12 protein-coding genes and 2 pseudogenes are annotated in these 16,184 nt (G+C 70.2%); 4 read left to right on the top strand and 10 right to left on the bottom strand.

Annotated features, from left to right (window positions below; translation table 11 throughout):
• Nucleotides 1–142: 142 nt before the first annotated feature.
• A complete protein-coding gene (gene putP, locus ACZ562_RS26390; protein ID WP_471183704.1) occupies nt 143–3,724 on the top strand; it encodes a sodium/proline symporter PutP in 3,582 nt (1,193 codons plus the stop codon).
• 32 nt (nt 3,725–3,756) lie between these two features.
• A pseudogene (locus tag ACZ562_RS26385) lies at nt 3,757–3,849 on the top strand (IS982 family transposase); the annotation flags it as partial.
• Nucleotides 3,850–3,862: 13 nt separating this feature from the next.
• Here ACZ562_RS26385 and ACZ562_RS26380 read toward each other — a convergent pair.
• Nucleotides 3,863–4,051: a hypothetical protein gene (locus ACZ562_RS26380; RefSeq protein ID WP_471183702.1), complete on the bottom strand. Its 189-nt coding sequence runs from the start codon at nt 4,049–4,051 to the stop codon at nt 3,863–3,865.
• Nucleotides 4,052–4,269: 218 nt separating this feature from the next.
• Between ACZ562_RS26380 and ACZ562_RS26375 the strand changes: the two are divergent.
• Both ACZ562_RS26375 and ACZ562_RS26370 read left to right on the top strand, forming a co-directional pair.
• Nucleotides 4,270–4,455, top strand: a pseudogene (locus ACZ562_RS26375) (hypothetical protein); the annotation flags it as partial.
• A 382-nt stretch (nt 4,456–4,837) separates the two neighbouring features.
• On the top strand, nt 4,838–5,101 hold the full coding sequence (locus ACZ562_RS26370; RefSeq protein ID WP_471183699.1) for a GlsB/YeaQ/YmgE family stress response membrane protein: 264 nt from the start codon (nt 4,838–4,840) through the stop codon (nt 5,099–5,101).
• 373 nt (nt 5,102–5,474) lie between these two features.
• Here the strand turns inward: ACZ562_RS26370 and ACZ562_RS26365 are convergent, their stop codons facing one another.
• From ACZ562_RS26365 to ACZ562_RS26325, 9 genes are all read right to left on the bottom strand, one after another.
• On the bottom strand, nt 5,475–6,398 hold the full coding sequence (locus ACZ562_RS26365; RefSeq protein WP_471183914.1) for an NAD-dependent epimerase/dehydratase family protein: 924 nt from the start codon (nt 6,396–6,398) through the stop codon (nt 5,475–5,477).
• 69 nt (nt 6,399–6,467) lie between these two features.
• Complete coding sequence (locus ACZ562_RS26360) at nt 6,468–7,241, bottom strand: GNAT family N-acetyltransferase (RefSeq protein WP_471183696.1); 774 nt, start codon at nt 7,239–7,241, stop codon at nt 6,468–6,470.
• Between the two features lie 187 nt (nt 7,242–7,428).
• On the bottom strand, nt 7,429–9,444 hold the full coding sequence (locus ACZ562_RS26355) for a sensor histidine kinase (protein ID WP_471183693.1): 2,016 nt from the start codon (nt 9,442–9,444) through the stop codon (nt 7,429–7,431).
• 618 nt (nt 9,445–10,062) lie between these two features.
• Nucleotides 10,063–10,731 carry a dihydroxyacetone kinase subunit DhaL gene (gene dhaL, locus ACZ562_RS26350; protein WP_471183690.1) on the bottom strand — a complete coding sequence of 223 codons (669 nt, stop codon included), beginning with the start codon at nt 10,729–10,731 and terminating at the stop codon, nt 10,063–10,065.
• A 46-nt stretch (nt 10,732–10,777) separates the two neighbouring features.
• Nucleotides 10,778–11,770, bottom strand: coding sequence for a dihydroxyacetone kinase subunit DhaK (gene dhaK / locus ACZ562_RS26345; RefSeq protein ID WP_471183688.1), 993 nt, complete (start codon nt 11,768–11,770; stop codon nt 10,778–10,780).
• 107 nt (nt 11,771–11,877) lie between these two features.
• Nucleotides 11,878–13,566: a phosphoenolpyruvate--protein phosphotransferase gene (locus ACZ562_RS26340; protein WP_471183685.1), complete on the bottom strand. Its 1,689-nt coding sequence runs from the start codon at nt 13,564–13,566 to the stop codon at nt 11,878–11,880.
• Nucleotides 13,563–14,204 (bottom strand): dihydroxyacetone kinase subunit DhaL, encoded by a 642-nt coding sequence (gene dhaL, locus ACZ562_RS26335; protein ID WP_471183683.1) that lies wholly within the window; start codon nt 14,202–14,204, stop codon nt 13,563–13,565. Before dhaL (ACZ562_RS26335) ends, ACZ562_RS26340 begins: the two co-directional genes overlap by 4 nt.
• Before the next feature lie 134 nt (nt 14,205–14,338).
• Complete coding sequence (gene dhaK, locus ACZ562_RS26330) at nt 14,339–15,337, bottom strand: dihydroxyacetone kinase subunit DhaK (RefSeq protein ID WP_471183681.1); 999 nt, start codon at nt 15,335–15,337, stop codon at nt 14,339–14,341.
• On the bottom strand, nt 15,334–16,110 hold the full coding sequence (locus tag ACZ562_RS26325) for an MIP/aquaporin family protein (protein ID WP_471183678.1): 777 nt from the start codon (nt 16,108–16,110) through the stop codon (nt 15,334–15,336). Before ACZ562_RS26325 ends, dhaK (ACZ562_RS26330) begins: the two co-directional genes overlap by 4 nt.
• Nucleotides 16,111–16,184: the final 74 nt, after the last annotated feature.

Raw genomic sequence — 16,184 nt, 5'->3', positions numbered from 1 at the left:
CGGGAAGGCCCCGTCCGGCCTCCCCGCCCTGACGTCGGTCGGACCCTACCCGTCCAGAATCTGTACATTTATACCCAGAGCAGACCGCTGTCGACCTGCGGACGGCCGTGCTGGTGCCCACCACATCGAGGGCGAGGGAACCGTGATCGATCTGAGCGCGCCGATCGTGATCACATTCATCGTCTATGTGCTTGCCATGATCGGCATGGGTCTCTGGGCATACCCCCGCATCCACACCTTCGCCGACTTCGCCTTGGGGAGCCGCAGGCTCCGCGCGCCGGTCGCCGCTCTGTCGGCAGGTGCCAGTGCCATGTCGGGCTGGCTGTTTCTGGCACTTCCGGGAGCGGTGTACGCGGCCGGCATCGGTGCCACCTGGCTCCCCATCGGCCTGGTGATAGGCACCTACCTCAGTTGGCTCCTGGTCGCACCCCGGCTCCGCACCTATACCGAGCGCGCCGGAAATGCCGTGAGCCTGTCGGCATACCTGGAGGAACGGTTCGAGGACCGCACCCGGTTGCTCAGGACCATATCGGCGGCGGTCACCCTTGTGTTCTTCACCCCCTACATCGCCAGCGGCCTGGTAGCGGGCGGGTTGCTGCTCGAGCAGATCTTCAACCTCAACTTCGAGCTCGGCGCGATGCTGACCGCCCTGGTGATCCTCGTCTACTCGTGCTTCGGTGGTTTCCTCGCCGTGAGCCTGACGCATTTGGGGCAGGCCACACTGATGTTCCTGGCGCTGGTCGTGCTCCCTGCGGTCGGTATATCGGCGCTCGGGGGTTTCGGGGCGCTGGGCGGCGCCCTCCGCGACAAGGCACCGACCCTCTTGGACATGGGGGCAGGGGCCAGCTTCGCCGACAGCCAGTGGTCGGCGGGCAGGGCGCTCAGCGCCGTCTCCATCATCTCGCTGCTCTCCTGGGGTCTCGGCTATTTCGGCCAGCCGCACATCCTCGCCCGCTTCATGAGCATTCGCAGCACCCGTGGCATTCCCGCGGCCCGGCGCATCCACACCGGCTGGGTGTTCGTCGCGCTCACGGGCGCCACGCTCGTGGGCCTCGTGGGCATCGCACGGCTCGACCAGCCACTCGACGACCCTGAGACCGTGTTCATCGCCCTGAGCCAGACCCTGCTCAATCCCTGGATCGCGGGGGTGATGCTGGTCGCCGTACTGGCCGCGATCCTGTCGACTGCGGACAGCCAGCTTCTGGTGTCGTCCGTCGCCCTCACGGAGGACTTCTACCGGGCGCTCCTCCGCCGCCGGGCGACGGACCAGACGCTGGTGTGGGTCGGCCGCGGCGCAGTGGTCGTGGTGACCTTGGTCGCCTATGCGATCGCGCTCAGAGGCGGCGCGGTGCTGAACATCGTCGCCTACGCCTGGGCGGGTTCCGCAGCCGCCTTCGGGCCTGTCGTCCTCCTCTCTTTGTACTGGCCGCGTATGACATGGGCGGGGGCCGTTGCCGGAATCGTCTCGGGCGCGACCACGGTGATTCTCTGGAAAAGGATCAATCCACTGCTCGGTCCGCTCGAGTCGGGCATCTACGAGATAGTCCCGGGCATGGTGGTCGCCACGCTCGCGGCGCTGGTGTTCGGCAAGTTCGTCGGCCGACCACCGGAAAGCGCCTTCTGGCGCATGCCCGGAGGCGGGGTGAGCCAGCTGATGCTCGAGCCGTTTCTCGCACACGCGCCGGTCGGCGTGGCCATCCTGGACACGGACCTGCGGTACGTCTGGGTGAACGACGTGCTGGGACGCTTGATCCCCCTCGATCGACGGCTGGGGCGGCAGGTGAGGGAGGTGCTGCCGACGCTGGAGGCGGAGCCGTTCGAGGAGAAGATGCGAACGGTCCTGAGGACCGGGGTTCCGGTGATGGACCACGAGTTCCGCGGCCCCAGTTACGCCGATCCCCACCGGGAACGTGCGTACTCGGCCTCCTTCTTCGGGATGAGGAACCGCCACGGCCAGCACGTGGGCGTCTGGTACATGGTGATCGATGTCACCGAGCGCTGGCGGGCCCAGGAACGACTGGCGCTGCTCAACGACGCTGCCGCCCGCATCGGCAGCACTCTGGACGTGACGCGGACGGCGCAGGAACTGGCCGACGGCGCCGTGCCGTCCCTCGCCGACTTCGTCGCCGTCGACCTGCTGGACTCGGTCATGACGGGCGAGGAACCGGCCCCCGGACCGGTCGACATCGGCCCCGTCATCCGTCGCGCGGCCCAGAAATCGGTACGTGAGGGCTCGCCGGAGGCGAGACTGGCCCTGGGGGAGGCGGTCCAGCGCGACCCCTCGTCGCCCGTCGCCCGGTGCCTGCTGGAAAGCCGGACCCTGGTGGAACCGATCCTGGACGCTTCCGCCAGTGCGTGGGTGGCCATGGACCCGTCGCTGGGCGCAGTCTTCCGCGAGTTCAAGTTCCGCTCGATCATGGTGGTGCCGGTGCGGGCCCGCGGCATCACCCTGGGCGCGGCGACGTTCGTCCGCTCCCGGCGTCTGGGTCCCTTCGAGGGGGATGACGTACGTCTCGCCGAGGAACTCGTGTCCCGTGCGGCCGTGTGTGTCGACAACGCCCGCCGCTTCACCCGCGAGCGCACCGCGGCCCGTTCGATGCAGCGCTTTCTGCTGCCGCAAGAGCTCATAGGCGGATCCGCTCTTGAGGTGGCGTCGTGGTACTTCCCGGCGGATGCGCCAAGCGGTGTGGGTGGTGACTGGTTCGATGTGATTCCGCTCTCCGGGGCCCGGGTCGCACTGGTCATCGGGGACGTGGTCGGACATGGAATCAACGCGGCGGCAACCATGGGGCGGCTGCGCACGGCAGTACGCACGCTCGCCAATCTGGACCTTCCTCCGGACGAATTGCTGGCCCACCTGGACGACCTGGTCATCGGCCTGATGGAGGGTCACGGGGGCGACGGGCCGGCGACGGCCGAGAAAGAGAGCGTGGGCGCCGCGTTCATGGGGGCCACCTGCGCGTACGCCGTTTATGACCCGGTCAGCAGGCACTGCACGCTGGCCCGGGCCGGTCACCTCCCGCCCGTGATCGTCGGCCCGGAGGGCGCCGCCGACTTTGTCGACCTGCCCGCCGGGCCGCCGCTCGGCCTCGGGTCCCTGCCCTTCGAGTCCGTCGAACTGGAACTGGCCGAGGGCAGTCTGATCGGGCTCTACACCGACGGCCTCATCGAGACCTGCGATCGGGACATCGACGTCGGGCTCTCCCGGCTGAGGACTGCCCTCGCGGTGCCCGGGCCGACGCTGGAGGAGACGGGCGACAAGGTGGTCGACGTTCTGCTCTCCGGTGCGCCGCCCGACGACGCAGCCCTGCTTCTCGCCCGGACCCGAGTCCTCGGCTCGGACCGGGTCGCCCACTGGGCCCTGCCCTCCGACCCGGCCGCCGTCGCGAATGTGCGTAGCCTCGCCGGCCGGCAGCTGTGCGAGTGGGGCATGGACGACCTGGTGTTCACCACGGAGCTGATCGTCAGCGAACTGGTCACCAACGCCATCCGCCATGCGACGGGACCGATCAGTCTGCGCCTGATCTGGGACCGCGCTCTGATCTGTGAGGTTTCCGACGCCAGCAGCACCTCGCCGCGCCTGCGCCACGCCCGGACCACGGACGAGGGAGGGCGGGGCCTGCTGATCGTCGCGCAGCTCGCCCGACGATGGGGCACGCGCTACACGAAGACCGGCAAGATTCTCTGGACGGAACAGGCAGTCCCTGACGGGCCGGCGGTGTGAGCCCGCGTTCCGTCGCGAGTCCGACCGGCGCGTGGATCGCCGACACCACCCCGGTGCCGTGCGGGATGTCCCGCCCACCGTCAAACCGGTCGGGAGCAGGTGGCTCTGCGGACGACGGTTACTGCGTGCCGCTCCCGGTCAGTCGCCGTCGTGCGTCGGAACCACGACGAGGAAGGCGTCCGACTTCAGGTCCATGACGACCGTCGCGGGCTCACCCTCGGCGCGGCACCTGGCCGCGTACTCCTCCGCCGGCCACGATCCGCGCGGAGCTCCCGCAGGAAACCGCTCCAACACCTTCGCGCCCATAGCGGCAGACACCTCCAGCATCGACGTACGACCCGTCGGGACAGCTCTCGTACGATCCGCCTGCCCTCGATCGGAGCGGACATGTGCGCGCTGCTCCGAACGGGCTCCCCGGCGGCCGTCCGCGTCGACCGTGCCGACCTCTACACATAAAGGCGAAATAAGCGCAAATTAAGCCTGCGCGGCGCTTACCGCACACCGCATCAGACGCGGTCAGGCCTGCAAGTCGAAGGAGACGAGTGATGGCCAACGTCTCGCCCACCAGAGGTGACATCACCAGTCACCCTGATGTCTCGGAAATGCGGGAACGCTACGCCCGCATGCTCGGCGCTCGCGATGTCGCGCTCGTGGACGGACCGGTGTTCCTGCTCGGTCTGTACTGCGCCGTCCTGGGGCTGCTGTGCATCGCTACGACGGCGAGGAGCGCCCCCAGGCCGTAGGAACGCCCCAGAAATGAAGGCCGGTCCGCCCACCGCGGACCGGCCCCCTGACGCCCGCTCAGCGGCCGGGCACGCAGCCAGGGTTCTGCGGCAGCGGACTACCGGTCTCCAGCAGGGACTTCAGGTTGGACAGCGACCCCGGCCAGCCGGACGAGACGTCGGCGTGCTCGCTCTCGTCGGCGAGATCCTCGTGGGTGACGGTGAGGCGGACGATGTGGGCGTGCGGCCGGATGTCGAAGTGACGCGGGAGTACTTGTCCCCCGCCCCTCGTCGTCGTTCGCCGTTGACCGTTGGTTGAAACCGGACGGACTGTCCCCGCGCGATGGGGGCATCCGGAGTAGTGCGGGGGTCCTGACGAAATGGGGCGGAGATGGAGATCGACGGCATCATCAGTGCCATCGTGATCGGCATTGTCATCGGTGTGCTGGGCAGGCTCGTCGTCCCGGGCCGTCAGCGCATCGGCATTCTGTGGACGATCGCCGTGGGCATCGTGGCCGCGCTGATCGGATCGGCGATCGCCGGCGCATTCGACGTGGCCGACACCAAAGGCCTCGACTGGGTCGAGTGGCTGATCCAGATCGGCCTCGCCGCGCTCGGCGTGGCCGCACTGGACCGGTCTAAGGCACGCCGCTGAGGGACGGTCGAGGACAGCACGGCGGACGAGGCCCCCCGCACGGAACGCCGTGCACGACGCCGAGCGGCGGGGGGCGTCGGCTCGCGGCTGCTGGAGCCCGCCGTGGCCGCGGCGGGTGCGGAGCGGCGGCGGTCGTTCGATCGCGCAGGCCGAACAGGGCTCCCCCGCCGACCTGTTCCTGGCGGCGCGGGGCTTTCGCCGGGTGCTGGGACTGACGTGCGCCAGGCTGCCGCTTGCCGGCGCCGACCCCGTGGTGATCAGCGAGCTGGTCGAACGCCCGCACCCCGGCTGCCGGTTGACGGAGTGGGACGGCACGGTGCCGGACGCGCCGGCCCAGTCGTACGCCGACTCGCGACGAGCCTGTGAGCCCCGCTCAGCCGGCGTCGGCCCGCATCGCCGCGAGGCCGTCGGGGCAGGCCGGGTACGCCGGTGTCCAGCCCAGTTCCCGCTCGGCCTTGGCCGAGGAGACCCGCAGCGACGCCGACATCACCGAGTGCGCGTACGGCATGGGCTTCATCAGCCACCGGGGTACGCTCATCGGCTTGGGCAGCCCGAACTCCTCGGCCACGCACAGGACATGGGCGCGGAATCCCAGCGGGACGCGGTCCGCGACGTTGTACGCCTGGCCGGGGCGGCCCCGTTCGACCGCGGCGACCACCGCGCGCGCCGCGTCGGTGAGTTCCACCCACGGCAGGACCCGGCCGTGGTCGCCGGGGAGGGGCAGTTGCCGCCTGCGCAGCAGGGGAAACAGGGCGTCGGTGCCGCCGGGTCCGTAGAAGAGGCCGAAGCGCAGCGCGATGCCCTCCAACCCCGGTGTACCGAAGGTGAGTTCCTCCTTGGTTCGCATGGCCGCGATGTGCGCCTCCAGTTCCGGGGAGCCGCTGTGCGGGCCGAAGGGGTCGTCCTCGGTGATCCAGTGGTCTCCGTGGTCTCCGTAGCCGTATCCGAAGACCATGGACTCGCTGACGAAGCGGCTGGCGCCGGTGGCCTGCGCGGCCTCGACGAGGTGGGCGGTGCCGCCGGTGCGCAGCGCGTTGGTCGGGTGCATGTCGCGGTGGCGCATGGGCGGCTTGCGCAGGGCTGTCGCGGCGTGGATCACCGCGTCGAAGTGGTGCCCGTCGACGGCGCGCAGCAGTGCGCCACGGTCCATGAGATCGGCCCGGACGCCGTTGTCCTGGCTGCGGCCGAGCCCGGTGACCTTGTGGCCCGCCTCGGTGAGGGCCCGGGTGACGTGCCGGCCGAGGACGCCGCTCGCGCCCGCGAGGAGGATGCTCTGGTTCTTCTGGATCGTCGTCATGACCATGCGACGGATCCGGCGGGCCCGGATGTGACATCCCCAAGAGGACGACCCGCGCCGACGGGCGCCTCACGGAACGTACACGTACGGTGTCGTGACGGTCAGCGGCTGGAAGCCGAGGCGTTCCAGGATGGCGCGGCTCTCGGGTACGGCGTCGACCTGGAGGTAGCGGTAGCCGCGTTCGACGGCGACCCGGGACCGGTGGGCGACGAGCGCGCGGTAGATGCCGCGGCCGCGCCATTCCTCGACGGTCCCGCCGCCCCACAGCCCGGCGAACCGGGTGCCGGGCACGAGTTCCATACGGGCCGCGCTCACCGCCACGTCCCCGGCCAGCGCGACCGCGGCGAGGACGGTGTCCGGGTCGGCCTTGAGATGGGCGAGCAGCTGGTTCCGCAGCCGCGCACTGCTGGTCCCGAACGCCTTCTCGTGCACGTCAGCCACGAGATCGACGCCCGCCGGGTCGTTGACGGCCAGGATGCGGATGCCCTCGGGCGGCTCGGCGTCCAGGTTCAGGTCGGCCACCTCGCCGATCATCAGCGTCTCCTCGGGCTCGGGCGTGAACCCGGCCTCCCTGAGCCGCTGGCCGAGGTCCACCGGCAGGTCGTGCCCGTACAGCTTCCACTCGAACTCGCGGGCCAGTCCGGAGAAGTACGCGATCTGCTCCGCGATCGCCTGGTCCGCGCCCGCCTCGTCGAGAACGGACCAGACGACGCCGTTCCAGCCGTGCTCGGAGACCTGGCGGACCACGCTCCCGGACCGCTCGACGCGGGCGCCGGGGCCGTCCGGCTGGGCGCCTTCGCGCATGTCACGATCGAACAGGGCGAGTATCGCGGCATGATCCATGTGCTCACTCCAGCATCACGCTCCGCCCGCGGCAAGGGCTTTGGCCGGTCATAACGTCCTCGTCATGCGCTTGTGATCCCGTGGGCGTCCGGCCGCACCGCCGGCAAGTCACCGGGCCGCCGAAGCGTGTCATGTGCCGGAGTCGAGGACCGGGGACTCCACGGCGCGGAGAGGGGCGCGGGAGCGCTTACTCCTTGGTGGCCGAGCGGGCACCGTGACGGCGTGTCCGGTACGCGCGTTTGGCCCGCACGCTGTCGTCGAGTTGCTCGGTCGTGTCGTAGTTGCGCCAGCCGGTGAGGCGTCCCTCCGAGTTGTACCTGGCTGACAGTCCGGGAGGATCCATGTGATCTCCGTGTTCCCGGACCAACTTCTGGGGCAGCATCACCACTGCTGTGACGCCGCGGGGGGATGACCTGCGGAGCTGGACGCGTATGCCGTGGCGGCCGGAGAGCCGGCCGACGACGAACATGCCCATGCGCCGCGCCACGGACACGTCGACGACCGGCGGGTTCAGGAGCTTCTCGTTGGCCTCCTCGAGGTCCTCTGCGATCATGCCGATGCCGCTGTCCTGGATTTCGACCTTCGCGCCGCCGCCGGACAGCAGCTGGCTCGTGACGAGGACCTCGGTGTCCGGCGAGGAGAACGCGGTCGCGTTCTCCAGCAGCTCCGCGATGAGGTGAACGATGTCGTTCACTGCTTGGCCGTCGACGTCCGCGGTCACCAGTCCGCGTAGCTGCACACGCTGGTACTGCTCGACCTCACTGGCGGCGGCCCGGAGGACATCCACCAGCCGGACCGGGGCGCTCCAGCGGCGGCCCGCCTCCTCGCCCGCGAGGACGAGCAGGTTCTCCCCATTGCGGCGCATGCAGGTGGCCAGATGGTCGAGCTTGAAGAGGCTGGCGAGCAGGTCGGGGTCCTGCTCGCCGTTCTCCAGATGGTCGATCAGCTCCAGCTGCCGTTCCACGAGGTTCTGGCTGCGCCGGGAGAGGTTGACGAACGTCGCGTTGATGCGGCCTCTCAGCTGCGCTTGCTCGAACGCCAGCCGTACGGCCTCGCGATAGACCTCGTTGAACGCGTGGGCGACACCGCCGATCTCGTCGGTCGAATCGATGCTCGAGGGCTCGACCTCGATGGCCTCCAGTTGGGCGTCGCTGGAGCCACCCCGCAGCAGCCGGACCACCTCTGGCAGACGGCGTTCCGTGATATCGAGCGCGGACGCGCGCAGCGTGTGCAGGGGGACGACCATCGACTGCACCACGACGCGTATCACACCGAATGCGAGCAGGAGGATCAACAGCACGACGAGCGAGGCGATGAACACTGAGCGCTCGGCCTCTTGCCGCTCGCGCGAGCTCTCGTCTTCGACCGATCCGACGAGCCGCTTCTCGACCAGACGCATCAGCTCGAGCTTGCTCGTCATGGTGTCGAACCACTCGCCTGCGTCGAGGCGGGGGCGGCTGGTGCCCTGCCGGGTGAGCGCCTGCTTCTGGAGCGTTTCAGCCCTGTCGACGTCCCTTCCGGTAACGGTGTGCTCGTAGAACTGACGCTGGGCCAGCGGCGCACGGGACCGGAAGTCGCCGATCAAGGCCTGTTGCTGCCGGCCGGCGAGGGTCAGGCTCTGGGCCTCGCTCGCAGCGAGGTGTCCCTCGGCCAGCGCCCCGCCGAGCAGCGCGCGTTGCCGGGAGGCCTGCTCCGTGGCCTGCGCGAAGGTCTGGAGGGCACGGGCCCTCACGGCAAGGGTCTGGTGGGCAATGTCCGGCGTGAGAAGGCCAAGTGCGTCGGTGAGCTCGGCGATCAGCGCCGTGTATGCGTTGACCACGGTCAGGAAGCGCGTTTTCGAGTGGTCTACCGTGTCGCGCAGTGACGTCACCGTCCCGCCCAGGTCGTCGAGCGCCGCGAGCCGGGTGGCCAGGACGGGGTTCGTCCCGCGGTGGACATGGGCGGCCTCGGCACGGACTCGGGCGAGCGCAGCGTCGACCTGGGAGCGCTGTGTGTCCAGCCGGCTCGTGTCGCCCGTGCGCCCGGCCGCAACGTGGAGCGCGGTGAGGTCGCGTTCGTCCTCCAGCTCCTCCAACAGTCCCGTGCTCTTGTCGACGAGACGGACGAGCTGACGGACGTTGTCGATGTCCTGCGCGTTCTGCACGGCCGAACCGATCCCCAGACCGCCGAGCACCAGTGCCGTGACGAGCGGGATGAGCACCACAGCCAGCAGCCGGGTCCGCAGACTCCAGTTACTCGGTGCGATGGCCTTCTGGTCGCTGCCCGGGCGCGGCCGAGACCCGCCACCCGCACGCACGGGGCCCGGATCGGAACTGCCCCGCTCGCTACTGCCGTTGTCGGAACCCCTGTCTCTCGCCGGAGGTGTCCGCACCGGTTCCGTGCCGCGGCGATCCACGACGGGTTGTGTCTGCACTTGCCCTTGCCCTTGCCCTCGCCCTCGCAGCTTCTCCCCGCCGTTGGAGGTGCGCGATTCACGGGCTCGTGCGCGCATCGCGGACGCTCCTCTCATCGCGCGAGTGCGCTTGTCGTGACGTCGCTGGACGAGGCCAGGGCCCCGTCCCTCCCCCGGCAGGTGCCTGGGGCAGCCGACTACGCGTCGGTCTCGGGGCTGTTCGGGATCGCAAACACTTCGTCGGAGGCGGTCGCTGCGCCGATCCGCTCGTCACCGGTGCCCGGCCGTCCCTGGTCTGTGCCCCTCGGCGGGTGGAGCCTGGCGTCGCCGCCGAAGTGGCCGGCGATCTCGGGCGGCCATCGGCGAGGCGCTCGGCGACGGCCGTGCCGTGAGCCACCCCCGTGCCGGCCCACCGGCCGGACACCACTCTCATGACGCCGCCCCTGCGCCCGGCCGCTCGCTACCCCGCCCGCTTGCCGCGGTGACGGTCGCAAGGGCAGACAGGATGAGCACGGTCGACGCCGCGCCGGGGTCCTCGTGACCGATGGTGCGGGCACCGAGATAGCTCGCCCGGCCCTTCCGGGCCTGCATGCCGGCGGTCTGCTTCAGGCCCCGCACGCCGGCGTCGAACGCCGCGCGGGTAGCGTTGCTCAGGTCGCCGCCGGTGTCGATGACGGCCTGGTAGGAGGCCACGGCCGGGCCGAGGGCGTCGATCATGGTTTTGTCGCCCTCCAGAGCGGCGCCGATCCGCTGGATGCCTGCGAGGGCAGCCGCCAACGCCGCCCCGAGTTGCGCCGCAGACACGTCGGGAGCCTCGCCCAGGGTCCCCGCGGCCTGCCGGAACCCGGTGCCGTACAGCGGTCCCGAGGCGCCGCCGGTCTTGCTGATCAGTGCCCGGCCGACGGTGGCGAGCACCGCACCGGGGGTAGACGGGTTGGTTTCGTCCAGCATCGCCACCGCCGCCCGCATGCCACGGCGCATGTTGATGCCGTGGTCGGCGTCGCCGATAGCGGAATCGAGGCGGGTCAGATGATCGGCGTTGTCGACCACCAATCGGGCCGCCTCATGGATCCAGGCCCGGAACGTGCTCGCGTCCATCGTCGTGATTCTCCCTCGTAGGGTCCGTCGCGGTGTCCGAGCCCGCTCAGCGTCCCCAGCGCAGCGCGGGGGTCTCGACAGGGGCATCCCACAAATAGGTGAGCTGCGGCGTGAGCCGGCACACCGTGATCGTGCAACCGGCCATCTCCAGGCTGGTGATGTAGTTGCCGACGAGGTTGCGGGTGATCCACACGCCATGGCCGGCGAGCCACTCGGCAACCGCGGCATACACCACGTACAGCTCAAGAAGCGGGGTGCCACCCAGGCCGTTGACCATCACGAGCACTTCGCCCGAGAGCGGCATGTCGGCGTGGATGGCGTCCAACGCGACACCGACGATCTCCTTGGCGGAGACGAGCCTGCCGCGGGCGCGACCGGGCTCGCCGTGGATGCCGACGCCCAGCTCGATCTCGTCCTCGCCCAGCTCGAACCCGGGTTTGCCCGACGCGGGCACCGTGCACGGCGTGAGCGCCACCCCGAACGAACGGGACCGATCGTTGACCTCCCGGCCCAAAGCCGCAGCCGAGGCCAGGTCCGCGCCGAGCTCGGCAGCCGCACCGACGATCTTCTCCACGAAGACGGTCGCCCCGGTACCCCGTCGGCCGGCCGTCCACGTACTGTTCTCCACGGCGACATCGTCATTGACCACGATGCCCTCCACCCGCACACCGTCGTCAGCGGCCAAGTCGGCGGCCATCTGGAAGTTCAGCACGTCGCCGGTGTAGTTCTTCACGATGTGCAGCACCCCCGCCCCGCCGTCAACGGCCCGCGTGGCGGCGAGGACCTGGTCCGGCACGGGAGATGTGAACACCTCACCAGGACAGGCCGCATCCAGCATCCCGTACCCGACGAACCCGCCGTGCAGCGGCTCGTGCCCGGACCCGCCACCCGACACGAGACCGACCTTCCCAGCGGTCGGCCCGCCTGCGCGGATGATGTAGCGGTCGAAGGTGTTGACCGTCAGTGAGGGGTGCGCGGCGGCCACGCCGACGAGAGCATCGGCAAGCACCTCGTCGGGCGAGTTGATGAGCTTCTTCACGGTTCAGGCCCCTTCTCGGCTGGACAAGAAACACTCACTTTCTTTACGGGGCCGGTCCGACCGGACCCTCCCAGGCTCGGCTGATCGCGCCATGTGCGCGGCTCGGGTCAGGGCAGCGACGGCAGGCAGCACTTCTCGACGAGTCGCCAGACCTCTTCGGGGGTTTCGCAGGTCAGGGCGATGGCCGCCAGGGAGGCGCAGGTGTCATGGCGCAGGCGGCGGATGCGGGCGCGTACTTCGTCGAGGGCGGCGGGTGCCACGGAGAGGGTGTCGCAGCCGAGGCCGATGAGGAGGGGGGTGACGAGGGGGTGTGCGGCGGCGTCGCCGCAGACGGAGACGTGGCGGTGGTGGCGGTGGGCGGCGGCGACGACTTGGGCGATGGCGTTGAGGACGGCGGGGTGCGCGGCCATGGCGGGGGTGGCGGTGGGGTCGCGCCGGTCCAGGCCCAGTATCTGGCAGGTGAGGTCGTTGCTGCCGATGGAGAGGAAGGCGGCTTCGCGGGCGAGGTCGTCGGCTGCGGCGACGGCTTCGGGGAGTTCCACCATGATGCCCAGGGGCGGGGTCGGGACACTGGCTTCGTCGGCTGCGGCCTGGAGAAGGCTTCGGCAGGCGCGCAGTTCGTCGATGCCGGCGACCATGGGGATCATGATGCGCAGGTCGGTGTCGGCTCCGGCGCTGAGCAGGCTGCGGAACTGATCGGCGAAAGCGTCGGGTTGGGCGAGCATGAGGGGCAGGCCGCGGCCCAGCCGCTGGCCCTGGCGGACTTTGGCGAGGAACGGCGGGAGTTTGTCGTCGGCGAAGTCGAGGGTGCGGGCGGTGACGGTCTGTCCGGCGAGGGCGCGCAGCACCGGGACGAGGGTGGCCGCGTGCTGGTTGCGGGTGGGCCAGGCCGGGTGGTTGAGGAAGGGCAGCTCGGTGCGGAGCAGGCCGATGCCGTCGGCGTTGGCGGCCAGAGCCGCTCGGGCCTCGGCCGGGGTCGCCACGTTGGCCCGCAGCACCACGTGGTGGCGGTCCAGTGTCCGGGCGGGCAGGTGGCGCTCTTCGGCGAGGGCGAGGCGGCGGGTGCGGGCGGCGTCCATGGCGTGCAGGGCTCTCGCGCGTTCGTCGTCGTCGGGGTGGGCGACGGCGGTGGCCTGGTCGGTGTCGAGGAGGATTTCCTGCCCGTCCGGTAGGTCGAGCAGGGCGGGGTCGACGGCCAGGAGGAGGGGGATGCCCTGTGAGCGGGCGACGATCGCGGCGTGTGAGTTGGGGCCGCCTGTGACGGAGATGGCGGCGGTCACTGTCTGGCCGGGTTCCAGCAGGTCCGCCGCGCCGATCTCGTGGGCGACCAGGACGAGGGGCTGGTCGGGTGCGGGGCCGGTCTCGCCGTGCAGGTGAGCCAGGACGCGGCGGCCGACTTGCCGTACGTCGGCCGCGCGTTCGGCGAGGGTGGGGTCGTCCAGTGCGGCGATGGTCCGGGCGTAAGTGTCGATGGCCTGCCGGACGGCGACGGGTACCGGCTGTCCTTGGTCCGCTCGCTTGATCGCCTGTTCGCGCAGATCATGGTCCTGCGCCATGTAGCCGTTGACCTCCATGATGTCGGCCTCTTCGTCCTTGCCCCGTTCACGCAGCGAGGTGGACAGGTCGAGCAGGCGGGCTGCGACGGTGTCGAAGGCGTCGGTGATCTGCTGTGCGGCGTCGCCACTGGTGCGGTGGGGCAGCACCGTTCTGGTGGGCGGACGGTCGGTGCGGTGGAGGAACCCCAGGGCTATGCCGGGTGCGCCGGTGTGCCCGGCGTAGGTGTGGCGGTCGGTCATCGGGCCACCACCGTTCTGGCGAGGGCCCGGAAGATCAGGGCGGTGGAGGTGGCTCCCGGGTCCTGGTGGCCGATGCTGCGGGCGCCTAGGTAGGAAGCGCGTCCCTTGCGTGCCTGCATGGGGGTGGTCGCGCGCATGCCCTCCTCGGCAGCGTCGGCGGCGGCCAGGGCCGCGGCGGCGAAGTCGGCTCCGGCGCCGACGTGCTGCTGGAAGGCGGCCAGCGCGGGGGCGTAGGCGTCGATCATGGTCTTGTCGCCGGGTGCTGCCGCGCCGAGCTTCTGGATGCTTTCCAGGCCGGCGGCGAGTGCGGTGGCGAACTGCTGCGTGTCGGCGGCGGGTGCGTCAAGGGCCATGCCCATGGCACGGAAGGCGCCGCCGTAGAGGGGGCCGGAGGCGCCCCCGACGCTGGAGATGAGGGTGGTGCCCGTTTTGACCAGCACGGCCCCGACGGTGTCCGGCTTGTAGTCGGCCAGGGCCGTGGTGACGGCGGAGAAGCCGCGTTTCATGTTGATGCCGTGGTCGGCGTCGCCGATGGCCGAGTCGAGCTGGGTGAGGTGGTCCTTGTGCTTGTCGACGGCGGCGGCGATGGCCTGCACCCACGTGCGGGCGAGGTCGGTGTCCACGGAGTCTCCGTTCATGGTCGGTGCGTGGCGGGTTGACGGTTGGGCGAGCCGGGGGCGGGGGCGGATGCGGGAGGGGCGGTCAGGTGAGCTGGATCCGGAAGGATCCCGCCCGGCCCTCGCGTATGGCGCGGCCCCGCCCCCGGCTCGGTTCAGGCGCCCCAGCGCAGGGCTGGGGTGTTCACAGGTGCGTCCCACAGGGACAGCATGTCGGCATCGGCCTTGCACACGGTGAGGGAAACACCAGCCATGTCCAGGCTGGTGACGTAGTTTCCGACGAGGTTGCGGGCGATGACGACGCCCTTGTCCGCGAGTACGGCGGCGACCTCGTTGAATACCACGTACAGCTCGATGAGCGGTGTGCCGCCCAGGCCGTTGACCATGACGATGGTCTCGTCCCCCGCGGTGAGCGGCTGGTCGGCGAGGATCGCATCCAGGGCGGTGGCCACGATCTCCTTGGCCGGACAGAGCTTTTCCCTGCTGCGTCCGGGTTCGCCGTGGATGCCGACGCCGACTTCCATTTCGTCCTCGGGCAGGTCGAAGCCAGGCTTGCCGGAGGCGGGGGTGGTACAGGGGGTGAGCGCCACAGCGAAGGACCGGGAGGCGGCGTTGACCCGCTTACCCATCTCCGCCACCGTGGCGAGGTCGGCACCCTTCTCGGCGAGAGCGCCGGCGATCTTCTCGACGAAGACGGTGGCTCCGGTTCCCCGGCGCCCGGCGGTCCAGGTGGAGTCCTGGACGGCGACATCGTCGTCGACCAGCACGGTCTCCACCGTGATGCCTTCCTCGGTGGCCAGTTCGGCGGCCATCTGGAAGTTGAGGACGTCACCGGTGTAGTTCTTCACGATGAACAGCACGCCCGCACCGCCGTCGACGGCCTGGGCTGCGGCAAGCATCTGGCCTGGTACGGGCGAGGTGAACACCTCTCCGGGACAGGCCGCGTCGAGCATGCCCGGGCCCACGAAACCGCCGTGCAGTGGCTCGTGTCCGGAACCACCGCCGGAGACGAGGGCCACCTTGCCCGGTCTGGCGTCGCCGCCCCGGGTGATCACCTTGTTCTCCGCGTCGACCTTCAGATCCCGGTGGGCGGCGGCGACACCAGCCAGGGCATCGCCCAGGACGGCCTCGGGGGCGTTGATGAGCTTCTTCATGACAGGGCTCCTTCGGCAGTGGCGGGCTCGGCCACCTGGTTCGCGGCCGCGGTTGCGGCGGCTGCCCTGCGGTGGGCGTTGAGGGCGGTGTAGAGGACGCCTGCGGCGAGGGCGCCGATCACCTCGGCGGCCAGGTAGACGGGCAGTTGGTTCCAGTGGACCGTGCCGTCGAAGAGCTCGCCGGTGATCATCGGGCCGAGCGTCCTGGCCGGGTTGATGGACGCCGCGGTGGCGGGCGCCACCGGAATGATGATCGCGAACACGCCGAGGCCGATGGCCAGGCCCGCGAAGCCGCCGGCCGCGCGCCGGTCGATGGCCCCGAAGACGACGAACGCGAGGATGAACGTGCCGATGGCTTCGGCGAAGAAGGCCTGGCCGGCGCCGACACCGGTGCCGTAGGCGGCGATACCGAGGCCGACGTCGACCGCCTTCTTCCCCAGCACGCCGACGATCGCAAGCGCTCCCAGCACCGCCCCGGCCACCTGGGCCGTGATGTAGCCGGGGACGTCCCGCCAGGGCATCTTCTTCGTGGCGGCCAGCGCCAGGGTGATGGCCGGGTTGATCTGGCAGCCGGAGATATGGCCGATCGCGTAGACCATGGCGATGACGGCGGTGGCGAAGGCCAGCGAGATCATTCCCAGCTGCGCCATGGTGAAGGGGGCGTCGCCGCCGACGATGAGCGTTGCGGGGACCGAACCGACGCCGATGAACACCAGCACCGCGGTGCCCAGCATCTCGGCGAGAAGCTTCTGTGGGTAGGTGTTTTCTTCCATTGATGGCGCCCAGTGCCGAAGGGCAGCTTGGGCGTCTCACCTCCTCCGCGTGGAGCGGGCTATGAAGGGAGGTG

Source organism: Streptomyces sp. NPDC040410, from assembly GCF_055595715.1.
Note: the sequence above shows the minus strand (reverse complement) of the source record. Positions and strands in the feature narration are given on the sequence as shown.

Coding starts and splice junctions, on each gene's coding strand:
- ACZ562_RS26340 (WP_471183685.1), bottom strand. CDS start 13,566: ATGACCGACCGCCACACCTACGCCGGGCACACCGGCGCACCCGGCATA.
- ACZ562_RS26325 (WP_471183678.1), bottom strand. CDS start 16,110: ATGGAAGAAAACACCTACCCACAGAAGCTTCTCGCCGAGATGCTGGGC.
- ACZ562_RS26370 (WP_471183699.1), top strand. CDS start 4,838: ATGGAGATCGACGGCATCATCAGTGCCATCGTGATCGGCATTGTCATC.
- dhaL (WP_471183690.1), bottom strand. CDS start 10,731: ATGGACGCGAGCACGTTCCGGGCCTGGATCCATGAGGCGGCCCGATTG.
- ACZ562_RS26365 (WP_471183914.1), bottom strand. CDS start 6,398: ATGACGACGATCCAGAAGAACCAGAGCATCCTCCTCGCGGGCGCGAGC.
- dhaL (WP_471183683.1), bottom strand. CDS start 14,204: ATGAACGGAGACTCCGTGGACACCGACCTCGCCCGCACGTGGGTGCAG.
- ACZ562_RS26380 (WP_471183702.1), bottom strand. CDS start 4,051: ATGCTGGAGGTGTCTGCCGCTATGGGCGCGAAGGTGTTGGAGCGGTTT.
- ACZ562_RS26360 (WP_471183696.1), bottom strand. CDS start 7,241: ATGGATCATGCCGCGATACTCGCCCTGTTCGATCGTGACATGCGCGAA.
- dhaK (WP_471183681.1), bottom strand. CDS start 15,337: ATGAAGAAGCTCATCAACGCCCCCGAGGCCGTCCTGGGCGATGCCCTG.